The 15,904-nt window shown below is 50.0% G+C and carries 18 protein-coding genes; 16 read left to right on the top strand and 2 right to left on the bottom strand.

Features of this window, described 5'->3' with window-relative positions; genetic code table 11:
• The first annotated feature begins 6 nt into the window (after positions 1-6).
• The 3 genes from ctaD (at position 7) to H579_RS0104560 (ending at position 3,299) form a co-directional block, all read left to right on the top strand.
• A complete protein-coding gene (ctaD, locus tag H579_RS0104570) occupies positions 7-1,590 on the top strand; it encodes a cytochrome c oxidase subunit I (protein ID WP_036565323.1) in 1,584 nt (527 codons plus the stop codon).
• Between the two features lie 136 nt (positions 1,591-1,726).
• Positions 1,727-2,392, top strand: coding sequence for a cytochrome c oxidase assembly protein (locus tag H579_RS24210; RefSeq protein WP_084623932.1), 666 nt, complete (start codon positions 1,727-1,729; stop codon positions 2,390-2,392).
• A 1-nt stretch (position 2,393) separates the two neighbouring features.
• On the top strand, positions 2,394-3,299 hold the full coding sequence (locus H579_RS0104560; protein WP_051227303.1) for a cytochrome c oxidase subunit 3: 906 nt from the start codon (positions 2,394-2,396) through the stop codon (positions 3,297-3,299).
• Between the two features lie 47 nt (positions 3,300-3,346).
• Here the strand turns inward: H579_RS0104560 and H579_RS0104555 are convergent, their stop codons facing one another.
• Complete coding sequence (locus H579_RS0104555; protein ID WP_028299701.1) at positions 3,347-3,556, bottom strand: DUF2909 family protein; 210 nt, start codon at positions 3,554-3,556, stop codon at positions 3,347-3,349.
• A 124-nt stretch (positions 3,557-3,680) separates the two neighbouring features.
• Between H579_RS0104555 and H579_RS0104550 the strand changes: the two genes are divergently transcribed.
• The 7 genes from H579_RS0104550 (at position 3,681) to H579_RS0104515 (ending at position 9,570) form a co-directional block, all read left to right on the top strand.
• Positions 3,681-4,439, top strand: a complete 759-nt coding sequence (locus tag H579_RS0104550; protein WP_028299700.1) for an SURF1 family protein — start codon at positions 3,681-3,683, stop codon at positions 4,437-4,439.
• Positions 4,440-4,640: 201 nt separating this feature from the next.
• The gene (locus tag H579_RS0104545) at positions 4,641-5,237 is read left to right on the top strand and encodes a hypothetical protein (protein ID WP_028299699.1); all 597 of its coding nucleotides are present in this window, start codon (positions 4,641-4,643) and stop codon (positions 5,235-5,237) included.
• 60 nt (positions 5,238-5,297) lie between these two features.
• Positions 5,298-6,410 carry a COX15/CtaA family protein gene (locus H579_RS24205; protein ID WP_211224664.1) on the top strand — a complete coding sequence of 371 codons (1,113 nt, stop codon included), beginning with the start codon at positions 5,298-5,300 and terminating at the stop codon, positions 6,408-6,410.
• Complete coding sequence (cyoE, locus tag H579_RS0104535) at positions 6,403-7,305, top strand: heme o synthase (RefSeq protein ID WP_028299698.1); 903 nt, start codon at positions 6,403-6,405, stop codon at positions 7,303-7,305. Before H579_RS24205 ends, cyoE begins: the two co-directional genes overlap by 8 nt.
• 77 nt (positions 7,306-7,382) lie before the next feature.
• Complete coding sequence (locus H579_RS0104530) at positions 7,383-7,982, top strand: Yip1 family protein (protein ID WP_028299697.1); 600 nt, start codon at positions 7,383-7,385, stop codon at positions 7,980-7,982.
• Positions 7,983-8,292: 310 nt separating this feature from the next.
• On the top strand, positions 8,293-9,228 hold the full coding sequence (locus tag H579_RS0104520; protein ID WP_051227301.1) for a pseudouridine synthase: 936 nt from the start codon (positions 8,293-8,295) through the stop codon (positions 9,226-9,228).
• Between the two features lie 30 nt (positions 9,229-9,258).
• A complete protein-coding gene (locus tag H579_RS0104515; RefSeq protein WP_028299695.1) occupies positions 9,259-9,570 on the top strand; it encodes a YqfO family protein in 312 nt (103 codons plus the stop codon).
• Between the two features lie 160 nt (positions 9,571-9,730).
• Here H579_RS0104515 and H579_RS0104510 read toward each other — a convergent pair whose 3' ends face one another.
• Entirely contained in the window at positions 9,731-10,309 is a 579-nt protein-coding gene (locus H579_RS0104510; protein WP_028299694.1) for an NUDIX hydrolase, read from the bottom strand.
• 188 nt (positions 10,310-10,497) lie between these two features.
• On the opposite strand from H579_RS0104510, the gene H579_RS0104505 reads away from it, so the two are divergent.
• The 6 genes from H579_RS0104505 to H579_RS0104480 all read left to right on the top strand — a co-directional run bounded on the left by H579_RS0104505 (position 10,498) and on the right by H579_RS0104480 (position 15,896).
• Entirely contained in the window at positions 10,498-11,142 is a 645-nt protein-coding gene (locus H579_RS0104505; RefSeq protein ID WP_028299693.1) for a CoA pyrophosphatase, read from the top strand.
• Positions 11,143-11,422: 280 nt separating this feature from the next.
• Complete coding sequence (locus H579_RS0104500) at positions 11,423-11,947, top strand: gamma carbonic anhydrase family protein (RefSeq protein WP_028299692.1); 525 nt, start codon at positions 11,423-11,425, stop codon at positions 11,945-11,947.
• Between the two features lie 67 nt (positions 11,948-12,014).
• Positions 12,015-12,248 (top strand): DUF1289 domain-containing protein, encoded by a 234-nt coding sequence (locus H579_RS24200; RefSeq protein WP_036565321.1) that lies wholly within the window; start codon positions 12,015-12,017, stop codon positions 12,246-12,248.
• A 38-nt stretch (positions 12,249-12,286) separates the two neighbouring features.
• Entirely contained in the window at positions 12,287-13,468 is a 1,182-nt protein-coding gene (gene purT / locus H579_RS0104490; protein ID WP_028299691.1) for a formate-dependent phosphoribosylglycinamide formyltransferase, read from the top strand.
• A 285-nt stretch (positions 13,469-13,753) separates the two neighbouring features.
• Entirely contained in the window at positions 13,754-14,767 is a 1,014-nt protein-coding gene (locus H579_RS0104485) for a tryptophan--tRNA ligase (RefSeq protein WP_028299690.1), read from the top strand.
• Between the two features lie 133 nt (positions 14,768-14,900).
• Complete coding sequence (locus H579_RS0104480; protein ID WP_028299689.1) at positions 14,901-15,896, top strand: sensor histidine kinase; 996 nt, start codon at positions 14,901-14,903, stop codon at positions 15,894-15,896.
• Positions 15,897-15,904: the final 8 nt, after the last annotated feature.

The raw sequence follows: 15,904 nt of genomic DNA, 5'->3' as shown, positions 1-15,904 counted from the left end.
AGGACAATGAATGATATGACCCAACCTGAGCTGATGCATGGCCATCATGGCCCCGCTCAAGGTATAACCCGCTGGTTGTACACTACCAACCATAAAGATATTGGCACGCTCTATCTCTGGTTCAGCTTTGCCATGTTTCTGATTGGCGGCTGTATGGCTCTGGTGATCCGCAGTGAACTCTTTCAGCCTGGGCTGCAGCTGGTACAGCCTGAGTTCTTTAATCAGATGACCACCATGCACGGTCTGATTATGGTGTTTGGTGCCGTAATGCCCGCCTTTGTTGGCCTCGCCAACTGGATGATTCCGCTGATGGTGGGCGCACCGGATATGGCACTGCCCAGAATGAATAACCTCGGTTTCTGGATACTGCCCTTTGCTTTTGCCATGTTGCTGTCGACGCTGTTGATGGAAGGTGGCGGCCCTAACTTTGGCTGGACCTTTTATGCACCGCTCTCCACTACTTACGCGCCACCCAGTGTGACCTTTTTTATCTTCTCTGTGCATATGATGGGCATCAGCTCCATTATGGGGGCGATCAATGTCATCGCCACCATTCTGAACATGCGTGCACCGGGTATGACCATGATGAAGATGCCGCTGTTTGTCTGGACCTGGCTGATTACCGCTTTCCTGCTGATTGCTGTGATGCCGGTACTGGCCGGTGTGATCACCATGATGCTGATGGACATTCACTTTGGCACCAGCTTCTTTGATGCCGGTGGTGGTGGTGATCCGGTCCTGTTCCAGCACCTGTTCTGGTTTTTTGGTCACCCGGAAGTGTACATTATGATTTTGCCTGCCTTTGGCATCATCTCTCATATCGTACCGACCTTTAGCCGCAAACGCCTGTTTGGTTACGCCTCTATGGTATACGCCACGGCATCGATTGCCCTGCTGTCGTTCGTGGTCTGGGCGCACCATATGTTCACTGTGGGATTACCGTTAGCCGGTGAGCTGTTCTTTATGTACTCCACCATGCTGATTGCCGTACCCACCGGGGTGAAGGTATTTAACTGGGTCAGCACTATGTTCCGGGGCGCAATCAGCTTTGAAACCCCTATGCTGTTCGCCATCGGCTTTATTGTCCTCTTTACCATAGGTGGTTTCTCCGGGTTGATGCTGGCGATCTCCCCGGCGGATTTCCAGTATCACGACACCTACTTTGTGGTAGCACATTTCCACTATGTACTGGTGCCGGGTGCCGTGTTCTCTATTATCGCCGGAGCCTACTACTGGCTGCCGAAGTGGACCGGTCATATGTACAACGAACGCTTGGGTCAGTGGCACTTCTGGCTCTCGATGATCGGTGTCAACCTCACCTTTTTCCCGATGCACTTTATTGGCCTGGCCGGAATGCCCCGTCGTATTCCCGACTACGCCCTGCAGTTTGCTGACTTCAATATGATCGCCAGTATTGGTGGTTTTATGTTCGGCTTCAGCCAACTGCTATTTTTATACATAGTGATTAAGTGCATTAAAGGTGGCGAGAAGGCCGAAGCAAAACCCTGGGAAGGGGCTGAAGGCTTGGAGTGGCAGGTTGCCTCTCCTGCGCCCTACCACACCTTTGCTCAGCCACCGCGCATCGATTGAGTAGCCATCGATTGAGTAGCCATCGATTGAATGCCTATCGGTTAAATGTCTATCGATAAAATACATAGCGGCTAAGTAAGACGACTATTATTCGCTGCACTGAATGGCTTCCAAAACCGGAAGTCGGGAGGTAAGCATGAAAGATCAGAATCCACATAAAACCACGGTGAGCAAACTGGTTCTCGCCACCCTGGGCATGTTTCTGTTCGGCTTTTTGTTAGTGCCTTTATACGATGTCTTCTGTGATATTACCGGGCTAAACGGCAAAGTCAGTAACACCGCCTATATAGAAAAAGAGGGCTTTACCGTTGACCCTAACCGTAAGGTCACGGTGCAGTTTCTCACCAACACCAACGCCAATATGAACTGGCTGTTTGAGGCCGAAGCACGCTCTATTCAGGTTCACCCTGGTGAACTGAGTAAAGTCAGCTTTAAAGTGATCAATCCCTCTCTCAAACGTATGACAGCCCAGGCCGTACCCAGTGTCAGTCCCTCAGAGGGCGCAGAGTATCTGCTGAAAACCCAGTGTTTCTGCTTTGAACAGCAGGAGCTGGGCGCTGGGGCCAGTCTTCAGATGACATTGTTGTTCCGGGTTGACCCCAATCTGCCACAACATATAAAAACCCTGACACTGGCTTATACCCTGTTCGATATCACAGATACCCGTTCGGTCAGCAGTATCGCTCAGCTTGATCCTGCAAAAATCCGTCAACCAGAGCCAAGGGGATCGGCTGATCATATCGCAAGCACGGTCCCATCAATTCATGTACAAGACACCATACTCCTGGCAGGAGGATATTGAGATGAGTAGCACACACGCTCAATCGGATCATGACGATCACGCCCAAAGTTACTACGTGCCCGCCCAGAGCCACTGGCCTATCGTGGCGGCGATAGGGCTTTTCCTGCTGATGTTTGGCACCGGAAATATGATTAACGAACCCGACAGCGCCTTACGCTGGTTGGGAGTCATCGGTTTTCTAATTATTGTCTGGATGTTTTTTGGCTGGTTTGGCACCGTCGCCAAAGAAAGTATGGATGGCTTATATGGTGAACAGATGGACCGCTCCTTCCGCTGGGGTATGGGCTGGTTTATCTTCTCAGAGGTGATGTTCTTTGCTGCTTTCTTTGGGGCACTGTTTTATGTGCGGCAATTGGCTGTTCCCTGGTTAGCCGGTGAAGGCAGCAATGCCATGACCCATGAGCTGCTTTGGCCAGGCTTTGTCGCAGAGTGGCCCCTGATGACCACGCCAGATGCGGAGAAATTTCCAGGACCCGAGCAGACTATCAACCCCTGGCATCTGCCATTGATCAATACCATTCTACTGGTCTCTTCCAGTCTCACTTTAACCAGAGCACACCATGCGCTGCAAAGGGATGATCGTCTTACTGTCACAACTTGGTTGGCTATCACGCTGGTGCTGGGTCTCTGCTTTTTGATTATTCAGGCTGAAGAGTATGTTGAAGCCTATACCGAACTGGGCCTGACTCTCGCATCGGGTATCTACGGTGGCACTTTCTTTATTCTGACCGGCTTCCACGGCCTGCACGTCACCATGGGCAGTATTATTCTGCTGGTAATGCTGGTAAGAATTATGAAAGGACATTTTGATGCCAAACATCACTTTGGTTTTGAAGCCGCCGCCTGGTATTGGCACTTTGTCGATGTGGTCTGGCTGGGACTCTTCCTGTTTGTTTATGTCTTCTGACCCTAAAAAGGGCATCACTCATAAGAAGCTTTAACTTCTCGACTCTCTTACCAGGGAGCCTGAGAGGTTAAGGCCCCTGTGCCAAAACCATAAACCAAACAAACCAACAACATTACGGTCAAAGAGATACGAAACTTTAATGATGTCAGTAAGCGTAAGCTATTTTCACTGCTGGCAGGCTTTAACAGGAAAAACAGCCCACAGGCCAGACTCAAAAGAATGGCCACAAACAGCAGTAAGATTAGTGGTTTCAGCATCATAGCCTCCTGTATCAGATCTTTTGGAAAGATGATCTGGTCTCTAAAGCATAAGCCATTACCCAAGGACACACGACTTTTGCCTCTGCCTAATATGTCTCACCCCAAGTCCATGAAAACATCAATGAGCAAGCGCCAGTTCTGCTATCACTCACTGGTGCTGTTGATTCTTATGCTGTGTTTTAACCTGGGTTTATGGCAACTGGATAGAGCAGAAGAAAAACGTTTAATGTTGGATCAGATCTCAGCAGGAGAGCAAAACCCTCTGCCATTTGCGACCTTCTACCAGCAATACCTGGATGCTGCTAAGGAGGTACAAGAAAGCTCTGGCAATGGGTTTAAATATCAACATATCCAGTTTTCCGGTCGCTATCATGCGGATAAAAGCTTTATTCTGGATAATCGCACCTATCAGGGCAAAGCGGGCTATCAGCTGCTGACGCTGTTTGAGGTCGACCACACAGAGCCTGTCTGGCTATTAGTCAATCGAGGCTGGATAGCAGCGCCACGTTTACGCAGTGAACGTCCCCAATTTGAAACCCCCAATGAAACAGTCACCCTGCAGGTTCAGCTTAATATTCCAGAAATAACTCAAAGCTATCCTCCTGAAACACAACAATGGCCTATACGCTTACAACAACTGGACTGGTCTCAACTGGATACACTCAGCCAACGTGCATTACTACCCTATGAGTTTCGCTTAGTCGACAACCAGCAGTCAGGTGTACAGCAGGCTCAACCCGCATCCCCTCGTTTAACGCCCGAAAAGCATCAGGGTTATGCCCTGCAATGGTTCTCGTTGTTTGGTGTACTCCTGCTATTCTGGGCTGGTCCTTATTGGCTAGCCAGACTTAAACAAACCCTGCTTTCTGCCAAATCATAAACACGTTATAGCAAGTTTTAGCCTTGCCCAATCAATCAGGGATAAAACAGCGCAACTCCAAAAATCTCTGCTAGCTTAAAAAGTAAGCGTCCTGAAAAGAGCACTGCGCTTGATCTGTTACTGCAAAATACCTGTTTTTGCAGCATGAACTCTGTAAAGAACAATAAGAAACGCCTCATAGGACGAGGTTGGGAGTCTGTTATGCATATTTTGTCGGAACAACAGATTCGACGGAACCGCCGTCGCCTATCTCTGCTGCTTATCCTATTGCTGATCCCCTTTATACTGGCCTCGTTAATGGTCCGTTTTGAGGTCTGGCTACCGACTAACAGCGTCAATAACGGAGATTTTTTGCAGGACAAAGAGCCTTTTTACCGTTGGCCCTGGCAAGCTCAGAACCGCTTTCCAGATGCGTTAAAACAGCACTGGTTACTGGTCCTGGTGAATCATCAAGAATGTCAGGGAGAGTGTCGGCATTGGCAGCAACAGCTGCAACAAATTCATAAAGCGTTAGGCAAAGAGGGAGATAGAGTCCGCCGGGTATTTCTTAATTCAGAGCGGCATGACTCATCGCTGCCTGAAACACTGGAAGGTATGGGCGATAGAAGTGTTCGCCAGTGGCATGGGTTAACCATGTCTAATCCAGACTGGCAGGCCCGTCCCTGGTTAGGCAAAGACTATCAGGTATTAATTGTGGATCCGATGGGTAATCTGGTCACAGGTTATGCAGCCAGTCACTCCGGTCGGGAACTGTTAAAAGATCTCCGTCGCTTGCTTAAAGCGTCTTCAGCCGGGTAGTCCTGCAAACAGTAATCTGCTGTTGTGTAGTGGCAGTCCTCAAGACACAAGGAGGAGATGATGCTTAGAAGAACGTCTCTCACATCGGCCGTCAGGGCCAGCCAGTTAGGAATCTTACTGGCCGTTTTGGTTATAGGTCTAGGGGCCTGGACCCGCCTGGTTGATGCTGGGCTTGGCTGCCCGGACTGGCCGGGGTGCTATGGGCATGTCATAGTGCCGACCACCTCAGAACAGTTAGCCCGTGCTGCGGAGCTTTTTCCTGATCACATAGTGGAAGCCAATAAAGGTTGGCCGGAGATGATTCACCGCTATGCCGCAACAACTCTGGGGCTACTGATTATGTTCCTGGCGGTACAAGCCTTCCGTAATCGTCATATCAACGATTATCCGCAAAAACAGAGCTATATCCTGCTGGGCCTGGTTATTTTGCAGGGCATGTTTGGTATGTGGACGGTCACACTGAAGCTCTGGCCTCAGGTGGTCGCACTGCATCTGTTAGGGGGCATGGCTACTTTAAGCCTTCTTTACATCCTTTCATTGCGTCTCAAACGATTGGATCAGCGCCTGAACGATATTCAGGGCTGGAGCGAGATGCGCTTTGACAACCTGCTTCATGAACCCAATCAACAGGAATGGCTCCTGCTGTGGAAGCTCAGACATTGGGCGATACTGGCCCTATGCATACTTACGCTACAAATCGCACTCGGAGGCTGGACCAGTGCTAACTATGCGGCTGTTGCCTGCCCCGATTTTCCGCAGTGCCAGGGCCAATGGGCACCCGAGATGTCGATGGAGCAGGGATTCAATTTTAACCAGAGAGTGGGGCCAGACTATCTCGGAGGGCAGTTAGATGGCCCAGCCCGAGTGGCTATTCACACCACCCACCGCCTGGGTGCCATTGCAACTCTGATTATTGTCGGCGGGATGGCGCTGTATATTATGCGTCGCCCATTGAATATATCTCTGCAATTAAGAGCTTTCTGGTTATTTACCGCACTGGTATTACAGGTTTCTTTGGGTATTGCTAACGTTCTGCTTTATTTCCCACTGTCTCTCGCAGTGATGCACAACCTCGGTGCCGCCTTGATGCTGCTCGTTTTGTGTAATCTGCTTTGGTATCTATATGCCCTGCACCCACCACTGCCTTTTGGGGAGGCGATTCGTCATGCCTAATTTTCATCATTTACCTACACCATCTGTTCGCCACCTGCCTTGGCGCAGTTATTATCAACTGTGTAAACCTAAGGTCGTGGCGGTGATGTTACTCACAGCTTTTGTTGGTATGTGTCTGGCACTGCCCGGCGCTCTGCCTGTGGATAAAGTGATTTTTGCTCTTTTGGGAATAGGACTGGCCGCAGGCTCTGCTGCCGCTATCAATCATCTGCTGGATGAAAAGATCGATAGTCAGATGGCCCGCACCCGCTATCGTCCATTGCCGCAGGGAAAGCTGAGCCCTAAACAGGTACTGACTTTTGCACTCTTAATTGGCACGTTAGGCATCAGTTTACTGTTTATTACCGTAAACAGTCTGACTGCCTGGCTGACTCTGGCATCATTGATCGGTTATGCCGTGATCTATACCGCACTGTTAAAACGGGCAACACCGCAAAATATCACTATTGGCGGCCTGGCCGGTGCTGCGCCTCCACTGCTGGGCTGGACAGCCATGACAGGGCAGATCGACAGTCATAGCCTGTTGTTAGTACTGATTATTTTCGCCTGGACGCCGCCACACTTCTGGGCTCTGGCACTGCATAGAAGAGAGGAATATGCCCGTGCAGGTGTCCCCATGCTACCCGTCACTCACGGAGAAGCCTTTACCAGGCTGCAAATCTTGCTTTACACCGTTTTGATGATATTAACCACAACATTACCCTACGCAACCGGCATGAGTGGTCTACTCTATATGATAGGCGTCATGATTTTGAACGGTCGCTTTTTGCAGCATGTCATCATTCTGTATCGAGGTCAGGATAAACAGGCAGCAATCAGAACCTTCTGGTTCTCGATCCGTTACATCATGTGGCTGTTCGTGGTGTTACTGGTGGATCACTATCTGCCCATTTGAGACAACACAATAATAAGACAGCACATTCAATTTACTGCAAACGACCTGTAAAAACCCTAACGGGTAAGGAGGTTGTCATGCTGCAACATATGTTTGGCGTGATCTATCACCCTAAAGCTGAATGGCAGTTTATCAAACAGGAAAAATACACCTGGCTGGACTGCTACAAGAATGACCTTTTCTGGCTTGCCGCCATCCCCCCCTTAAGTGTTTTTATCGGCACGACCCAAATGGGCTGGAGCATTGCCGGTGGCGACTATATCCGACTTACCGTCGCCAGTGCATTGCCTATTGCCATCATCTTCTATTTTGCCCTGCTGATTGGTGTCTATATCATGGCTCATGCCGTGCATTGGATGGAAAAGACCTATGGTGCCGATGCCAGCTTTGACCGCTGTATGGTACTCACAACCTTTACTTCAACACCACTCTTTATGGCGGGGTTTGCGGGGCTCTGGCCCATGCTATGGTTTGTGGTGATGGTGGGGTTAGTCGCGCTCTGCTACACCATCTATCTACTCTATAACGGTGTTGAAACTATTATGGAGCCACCGGAAGAACAGGCGTTTCTGTTTGGTACATCCATCCTAACAGTTGGCCTCGTTGTCCTGGTAGGCATGATTACGGGCAGCGTACTGCTCTGGGGGATGGGTATGATGCCGGTATTTACCAGTTGATGTTGAACGACAACCCTAACCACTTTATAGATACTGAAAAATTTTAGAGCACAGAGAAGCTTACTGTTCATAAGTGGGTTAGCTACAAATCACCGTTATGAAGTTCTCCGTTGTTGTTAGTTTGTTGTTGGTTGGAAGCATATGTTTTACAAAGCCATGAGTTAGCCGGGCCCAGAAAGCCCGGCTTTTTTTCATCCCCATAGAGTTTGAGATCTGACTTTTTGCTTTCCAGTCTCCCGCCCTCTCGCCTACAATCCATGCCTCAACCGATATCCTCACACACTCACTTTGATTGCACCTGATACTCACTATGGCCCGAAATCGCTCTGGAAAAAATTCACCTGCGGCACCGCTTCCGATTCGTGATGGCGTAGCCCCCAGCTACCTGAACTTACCACCGGGTGAATGGCCTGATCTACTGAGCTTTCTGATTGAACGTTTTCCCCATATGCCTGCCGAGGTGCTGGAAAGTCGTCTGGAAAAGGGTGAGCTGGTAGATGATCAGGGTCAGGCATATCAAGTCGCCAGCCCTTATCAATCGAACCAAAGGGTGTGGTACTACCGGGAAGTGCCTGATGAAAAGCCGGTACCGTTTGAAGAAACGATCATCTATCAGGATGATTTGATCGTTATCGCCGATAAACCTCACTGGCTATCAACCATTCCTGCTGGACGTCATCTAAAAGAGACCCTGCTGATTCGGTTACGCAAAAAGCTTAACCTGCCGGAACTGGCCCCTTCTCACCGCCTGGATCGGGAGACTGCCGGTCTGGTGCTGCTATGTAAGCAGCCGCAGCACCGTGGCGCTTATCAGACCATGTTCCAGCAGCGTAATGTACGTAAAAATTATCTGGCGGTAGCCCCTGCGCGGGAAGATCTCAGCTATCCCTATATCCACAAATCCAATATTGTCCGAGGTGAAACCTTTTTCACCATGCAGGAAGCGGAGGGAGAGCCCAACAGTGAAACCGAAGTTAACCTGATTCATCAGCAGGGCGAACGCGGGTTATATCTGCTAAAACCTCATACCGGCAAACAGCATCAACTGCGGGTGCATATGTCTTCACTGGGCATGGCTCTGGAGAATGACCCCTGGTACCCCGTTGTTCAACCAGAGGCGGATCATGAAGATTACAGCCAGCCGTTACAGCTGTTAGCTTATACCCTGGAATTTACCGACCCGGTCACCGGAGAACCTCGTTTCTTCCAAAGCCAGCGCCAGCTAAGCATTGTTTTAAGCCGTTGAGCGCCATCAGAACTCCTTAAGGTAATATTTATGTACAAACTGGCTTTTTTTGTCCCTGAATCCCATCTGGAAAGCGTCAAAAGTGCCGTATTTGCCACAGGTGCCGGAAAAATTGGTGATTACGATCATTGCTGCCGGCAAGTGAAAGGGCTGGGGCAATTTAGAGCTCTGGCGGGCAGCAATCCCTTTATCGGTCAGCAGGGACAGGTGGAAACGGTGGAAGAGTACCGGGTTGAATTAGTGTGTTCAGATGCACTCATTCGGGATGCCGTTGCGGCGATGAAGCAAGCCCACCCCTATGAAGAACCGGCCTATGATGTCTTTCCTTTGGCAGAGTTATAACGCCCACAGCCAAAGAACACGGAATATCCCGGCACGGCATTCCTATAGCAGGCATTCCTGTGGCAAGCGTTAACAATGTAGGGACAGGGACACGACCATCCCTGAACCAGCACTGTTATCTGCCATTAATCAGCTATGGATTATTAAGGATTGCTGATAATTAAGCGTGATTCACGGCCGATGCCTGAGCAAAAAAGCGATCCCGGTCCTCTTTTGTCACCTGACATTGGTGGAGCGGGTACTCTCCCTTCTTCCGATCCTCAAAATAGAGACGTAGGGTTTTTTCAATCGTTGGGAAAGCCAGCTCATCCCACGGAATCTCATCTTCCGAGAACAGTTCAACCTCCAGACTTTCCGGCCCGGCACCATACTCAGGTTCAGGCATATCCGCCAGAAACATCATATACACCTGACTGATCGCAATCGTATCGATCAACACATACAGATGCTTGATATCCACTTTAGCATTCGCTTCTTCCCAGGTTTCCCTGGCAGCGGCTGCATCAGTGCTTTCTTCGTTTTCCATAAAACCGGCTGGCAGTGTCCAATAGCCGACACGAGGCTCAATGGCTCGTTTACACAGTAAAACCTTATCGCCGTATACAGGTACGGTTCCAGCAACAATTTTGGGGTTTTGATAATGGATAGTGCCACAATTATCGCAGATATGGCGCGGGCGGTTATCGTCATCAGGAATACCAACCCGTACAGATTGGCCACATTCGCTGCAAAAATTCATGCGTTGATCCTTTATTACGGCCAAGACAGGCTTAGCGCTTTTACACAAATTATGGACAGAATACGGTAGATTACCGGCCTTGACCAGCGTCAAACTTTTCCCTGTTCGCGCTTTCTCCATTAAGATGAAAGCAGAGCTGATTTGATATACCCGCTCTGTACTTTACTTGCGATACAACGGATAGACCTGTGAAATTAGAACAACTCAAACATAAGCTGTCCCGTTTTCAGGGACAGACCATAAAGGGTGCCCATCCCGATGCGGCGGTGCTTATCGCCTTAACCGACAACCCTGACGACCCTGAGATTATTCTGACCCGCCGGGCTTCTCATCTCTCCAGTCACTCCGGTCAAGTGGCGTTTCCCGGTGGTATGCAGGACAAAACAGACCGTAATCTAAAGCATACGGCACTTAGAGAAAGCCATGAAGAGGTGGCAATGGCCCCAGAGCAGGTGGAAATTATCGGTCGGTTGAATCAAGTGATCTCCCATATGGGTGTGCGGGTCACCCCCTGGGTAGGCATCGTACCGGAAGATATCGAGCTGACCGCCAATGAAGATGAACCGGATGCCATCTTCCGTGTTCCCCTGTCTTTTTTTCTGGCCGATGACCGCCACCATACGGATGTCATCCCCATAGGCCGGGAAGCGATCTATGTGCCCTGCTATCATTTTGAGGAATATATCATTTGGGGATTGTCTGCCATGATGCTGGTCGATCTGCTGAAAACTGGTTTTGACGCCCCGATCTCATTACACCAAAAGCCTCCCGAAGGCAGCCCTCTGCGTCATCTGGAGCCCAGCAAGCATCGTCGGGTCAGCCGGGAAAGCTGATATTTTTTGCATAGCTAAATATCACCATTGACTGGGATATTCGCCCTTAGATAGTCAAAAGTACCGTGCAAGATGGAATAATCATCTGACAAAATAGTCGTATTCCGGCTTAAAAGGCTGGATTTTCACCGCGTGCCCGGTAAAGATCTTGCTTCTGGCATGGCATGGCTGAGCCAGACAGACGAGATCAGCAGACGGATACACTCAATTTTTATAATAATAAGCAAACGCGCACCATGATAAAAGTAAGCGCGTGTATGACAACCTCAAGGAGCAGACCGTGATTTATGACTTAGCGGATCGCAGGGTAACGTTTGATTCCGATGATTACTTTATCGCCCCCAGTGCCGATGTCATTGGCTCGGTAAAGATCGGCCATCAGGCCAGCATCTGGTTCAACGTTACTGTGCGGGGTGATAACGATTTGATCACCATAGGTGAGCAGAGCAATGTGCAGGATGGCTCTGTTCTTCATGTGGATGATGATGTTCCCCTGACCATAGGTAAGGGTGTCACCATCGGCCATAAGGTGATTTTACACGGTTGTGAGATCGGCGATTACAGCCTGATCGGAATGAACGCAGTAATTCTGAACGGCGCCAAAATTGGCAAGTATTGCATTATTGGTGCCGGAGCCGTAGTAAAAGAAGGCATGGAAATTCCTGATGGCTCTCTGGTCGTAGGAGCTCCAGCGACAATTAAGCGACCGATCAACAAAGATCAATACGCAATGCTGGAAGCCAATGCACAACATTATGTGGATAATGCAGTTCGGTTTAATACCCAGTTAAAAGCTCGGAACTGACTAAACCTTTCAGACATAATAACGCAGAGTAGAGCATTCGGGATCGCGTATCCCGCCAGGAGTATTTGTGAGTCTTAAACATACGGCATCGCAACAGACATTTAACCCTCGTGCAGCTACCGTTGCCTCACCTTGTATCAGCGTTTGCGCCCTCAACGATGAGGGTTTTTGCATCGGCTGTTACCGGGATGGCAATGAGATCCGCTTATGGAATACATATACCCATGAGCAGAAACAGCAGGTATTAAACAGCTGTCAGCGCCGGGCCGAATTGGATCAAGCTTTTATTAAACCGGCATAAATTTCTATGTCGGCAAAACCTCTTGAGGAACATTTGTTATGACAAGCATAGGTACTCCTTTGAGTGCAACCGCCACCCGCGTACTCATGTGCGGCTGTGGTGAACTGGGTAAAGAAGTCGTGATCGAACTGCAGCGCCTGGGTTGTGAAGTGATTGCAGTGGATCGTTATGAGAATGCCCCGGCTATGCAGGTGGCCCATCGTAGCCACACCCTCTCTATGCTGGATGGTCAGGCTCTGCGTCAGGTGATCGAACAGGAACAACCTCACCTGATCGTGCCTGAAATTGAAGCAATTGCCACCGATACTCTGGCCGAGCTGGAACAGGAAGGCTTTAATATCGTGCCTACCGCCCGTGCCACTCAGCTGACCATGAACCGGGAAGGTATCCGCCGCCTGGCGGCCGAAGAGCTGGGCTTAAGCACCTCTCCTTACCAGTTTGCAGCCACGAAAGAAGAGTATCTGTCCGCCATTGAAACCGTGGGTATGCCGTGTGTGGTTAAACCCATTATGTCCAGTTCAGGTAAAGGCCAGAGCCTGGTCAGAACAGCCGCAGATGTGGATTACGCCTGGGATTACGCCCAGGAAGGCGGTCGTGCCGGTGCAGGCAAAGTGATTGTTGAGGGTTTTGTCGACTTTGATTACGAAATCACCCTGCTGACGGTACGTCACGAAGGTGGCACCAGCTTCTGTGCACCTATTGGCCATCGTCAGGAAAAAGGCGACTACCGCGAATCCTGGCAGCCTCAGGCGATGTCTGAAGTGGCACTGGCCGAGTCCCAGCGTATCGGCAAAGCGATTACCGATGCATTGGGTGGCCGTGGCCTGTTTGGCGTAGAGCTGTTTGTTAAAGGTGATAATGTTTACTTCAGCGAGGTGTCTCCACGTCCACACGACACCGGCATGGTCACCCTGATCTCCCAGGATCTGTCGGAATTTGCCCTCCATGCCCGCGCGATTCTGGGTCTGCCAGTACCAGCCATTCGTCAACATGGGCCTGCTGCGTCAGCCGTGATTCTGGTTGAAGGCGAATCCACCCAGCCTGTATTTGGTAACCTGACCACGGCTCTGCAGGAAAGCGATACTCAGCTGCGCCTGTTTGGTAAACCGGAAGTGAAAGGCGAGCGCCGTATGGGTGTTGCGCTGGCACTGGATAACAGTATTGAGCAAGCGGTCGAAAAAGCGAAACGCGCTGCTTCAGCGGTGACAACAACACTGTAAGCCATTGCTCAAAACAGTCTAATCGATCATAAACGATCAGACGGATGGCCGGATCGGCGTATTCAAGCAGTATTTCAATCATCGTAATACGCTTTTCTGCCCACAACTGACAGGGTTCCTCGTCTGAGCCCTGTCAGACTCACACCAAAACAGGCTACAATAGCCTGGCTTACACGGACCCCGTAGGTTTTTATTCATTTGAGCACGGTCATCTCAGATCGATGCTGACTTGTGCAAGTTAAGGGTTCGTATCAAACAGAACTGATTGAAGATAAACGTATCATGATGGAAAAACGTCGAGTTTTAACCGGTATCACCACCACAGGTATTCCTCATCTGGGCAACTATGTGGGTGCAATTCGTCCCGCTATTGAGGCCAGCCGCGATCCTGCCAATGAATCTTTCTACTTCCTGGCGGACCTGCATGCTCTGATCAAGTGTCACGATCCTAAGCGTGTTGACGAGTCCCGTCGCGCCATCGCCGCAACCTGGCTGGCTTTGGGCCTGGATACCGACAACTCTGTGTTCTACCGTCAGTCTGATATCCCTGAGATCACTGAGCTGACCTGGCTATTGACCTGTGTCTGTTCTAAGGGTCTGATGAACCGTGCTCATGCTTATAAAGCTGTGGCTCAGGAAAACGAAGAGGAAGGCAGCAGCGACCCGGACAAGGGCGTGACCATGGGCTTGTTCAGTTATCCGGTACTGATGGCCGCCGATATTCTGATGTTTAACGCCACCGATATTCCTGTGGGTCGTGACCAGATTCAGCATATCGAAATGGCCCGTGATGTGGCTCAGCGCTTCAACCACATCTACAAAGGCCAGTACTTTACACTGCCTGAGGCCCGCGTGGATGATGAAGTGGCGGTTCTGGGCGGCCTGGACGGCCGTAAGATGAGCAAGAGCTACAACAACACCATTCCTCTGTTTGAAACCGAGAAGAAGTTGCTGAAGCTGATCCGTAAGATCAAAACCAACTCGCTGGAACCCGGCGAGCCAAAAGAAACCGAAGGCTGTACGCTGTTCCAGATCTGGCAAGCCTTCGCCACGCCAGAGCAAACCGCCGAGATGCGTAAACGCTACGAAGACGGTATCGGCTGGGGCGAGATGAAGAATGACCTGTTCGAACTGGTGAATGATCACCTGAAAGAGCCTCGCGCCCGTTACGAAGAGTTGATGAACGATATGGGCTACGTAGAAGAAGTGCTGCGCAAAGGTGCAGACCGTGCCCGTGCGGAAGCGGCACCTCTGATGGATCAGCTGCGTAAAGCGGTGGGTTTTGGCTCCTTTGTTTAAAGCTGTTATGCCATCTCATCAGCCTTAACAAGCTATTGCTCTCAAACCTTCGGGATTGAGCGCTATACTGTGAAAAGGGTGGCTTTATGCCACCCTTTTTTCATAGTCTTGACTTATTCGGTGGACACCTGATATGCCCAGAGCCCGTAGACGCCAGTTGATGGAAGAGAAAGTTCGCCTCAGCAATCGTAGACAAGTAGTTACAGGTCTGATCTGTTTTGTCATCTTCACCACGGCCTTAGTCAGTATTGATGCCTTTGACCTGTTTTATGACTTTTCCCGTGACCATGAAGACTGGGATTTAGATGAAATTGTAGTTGGGCTATTTTCTGCTTTAGTCATCAGCTCTCTTACCTTTGCCTACAGCACCTGGCGCTATAACCGTATTCTAAAAGAAGAGATCGAGTACCGTGTCAAGCTTGAGATAGAGCTGGCCAATGCGCAAAAGATGCAATCGTTGGGTACTCTGGCAGGGGGCATCGCCCATTCGACCAACAACTACCTGCAACCAATACAGACCTTGAGCCGGTTAAGTAAAAAGCAGCTCCCGGAAGGCAGTCCTTTGCAAGCCGTACTGGACAAAATCCTGCAAGCCTCAGTACACGCACAGGAAGTCTTGGGGCAGCTACTGCGCTTCAGTCATCAAGACAAGCGCGAGAACACGGTCAGCGACCTGCAACAGGAACTTCAGGAGCACCAACTTCTCTACCGCTCCTCTATCTCCTATGGAGATCAGCTAAACTTTACAATCACAGAACAAACTTGCCCTATCAATCTGAGCCCCAGTCAAAGCGCTGATATTCTACTGGCGCTGATCACCAATGCAGAAGACAGTTATGAAGGGAAAGGCGGGCCGATTGATGTTGATTTAAAACGGTTACACGACGGGGTTCAATTGAGCATTCAGGATCAGGGCTGTGGCATGGATGAAACCCTACAGCAACGTATCTTTGAACCCTTTTATACCAGCAAAGCGGTTGGACTGGGCACAGGACTGGGTTTATCCGTTGTCCACGGATTGATTCAGCAGGCGGGTGGCAGTATTACCGTGGAGAGCGTATCCGGTAAAGGCAGTCGCTTTATTATCCTCTTCCCTCTGGCAGACAACCCACAAGCCTGCACCCAATAAAGACTTTT

Source organism: Oceanospirillum beijerinckii DSM 7166 (assembly GCF_000422425.1).
Taxonomy (GTDB): Bacteria; Pseudomonadota; Gammaproteobacteria; order Pseudomonadales; family Halomonadaceae; genus Oceanospirillum; species Oceanospirillum beijerinckii.
Note: the sequence above shows the minus strand (reverse complement) of the source record. Positions and strands in the feature narration are given on the sequence as shown.

Excerpts from the sequence above, each read along its gene's own strand:
- ctaD (WP_036565323.1), top strand. The coding sequence starts at position 7 with ATGAATGATATGACCCAACCTGAGCTGATGCATGGCCATCATGGCCCC.
- H579_RS24210 (WP_084623932.1), top strand. The coding sequence starts at position 1,727 with ATGAAAGATCAGAATCCACATAAAACCACGGTGAGCAAACTGGTTCTC.
- H579_RS0104560 (WP_051227303.1), top strand. The coding sequence starts at position 2,394 with ATGAGTAGCACACACGCTCAATCGGATCATGACGATCACGCCCAAAGT.
- H579_RS0104555 (WP_028299701.1), bottom strand. The coding sequence starts at position 3,556 with ATGCTGAAACCACTAATCTTACTGCTGTTTGTGGCCATTCTTTTGAGT.
- H579_RS0104550 (WP_028299700.1), top strand. The coding sequence starts at position 3,681 with ATGAGCAAGCGCCAGTTCTGCTATCACTCACTGGTGCTGTTGATTCTT.
- H579_RS0104545 (WP_028299699.1), top strand. The coding sequence starts at position 4,641 with ATGCATATTTTGTCGGAACAACAGATTCGACGGAACCGCCGTCGCCTA.
- H579_RS24205 (WP_211224664.1), top strand. The coding sequence starts at position 5,298 with ATGCTTAGAAGAACGTCTCTCACATCGGCCGTCAGGGCCAGCCAGTTA.
- cyoE (WP_028299698.1), top strand. The coding sequence starts at position 6,403 with ATGCCTAATTTTCATCATTTACCTACACCATCTGTTCGCCACCTGCCT.
- H579_RS0104530 (WP_028299697.1), top strand. The coding sequence starts at position 7,383 with ATGCTGCAACATATGTTTGGCGTGATCTATCACCCTAAAGCTGAATGG.
- H579_RS0104520 (WP_051227301.1), top strand. The coding sequence starts at position 8,293 with ATGGCCCGAAATCGCTCTGGAAAAAATTCACCTGCGGCACCGCTTCCG.
- H579_RS0104515 (WP_028299695.1), top strand. The coding sequence starts at position 9,259 with ATGTACAAACTGGCTTTTTTTGTCCCTGAATCCCATCTGGAAAGCGTC.
- H579_RS0104510 (WP_028299694.1), bottom strand. The coding sequence starts at position 10,309 with ATGAATTTTTGCAGCGAATGTGGCCAATCTGTACGGGTTGGTATTCCT.
- purT (WP_028299691.1), top strand. The coding sequence starts at position 12,287 with ATGACAAGCATAGGTACTCCTTTGAGTGCAACCGCCACCCGCGTACTC.
- H579_RS0104485 (WP_028299690.1), top strand. The coding sequence starts at position 13,754 with ATGGAAAAACGTCGAGTTTTAACCGGTATCACCACCACAGGTATTCCT.
- H579_RS0104480 (WP_028299689.1), top strand. The coding sequence starts at position 14,901 with ATGCCCAGAGCCCGTAGACGCCAGTTGATGGAAGAGAAAGTTCGCCTC.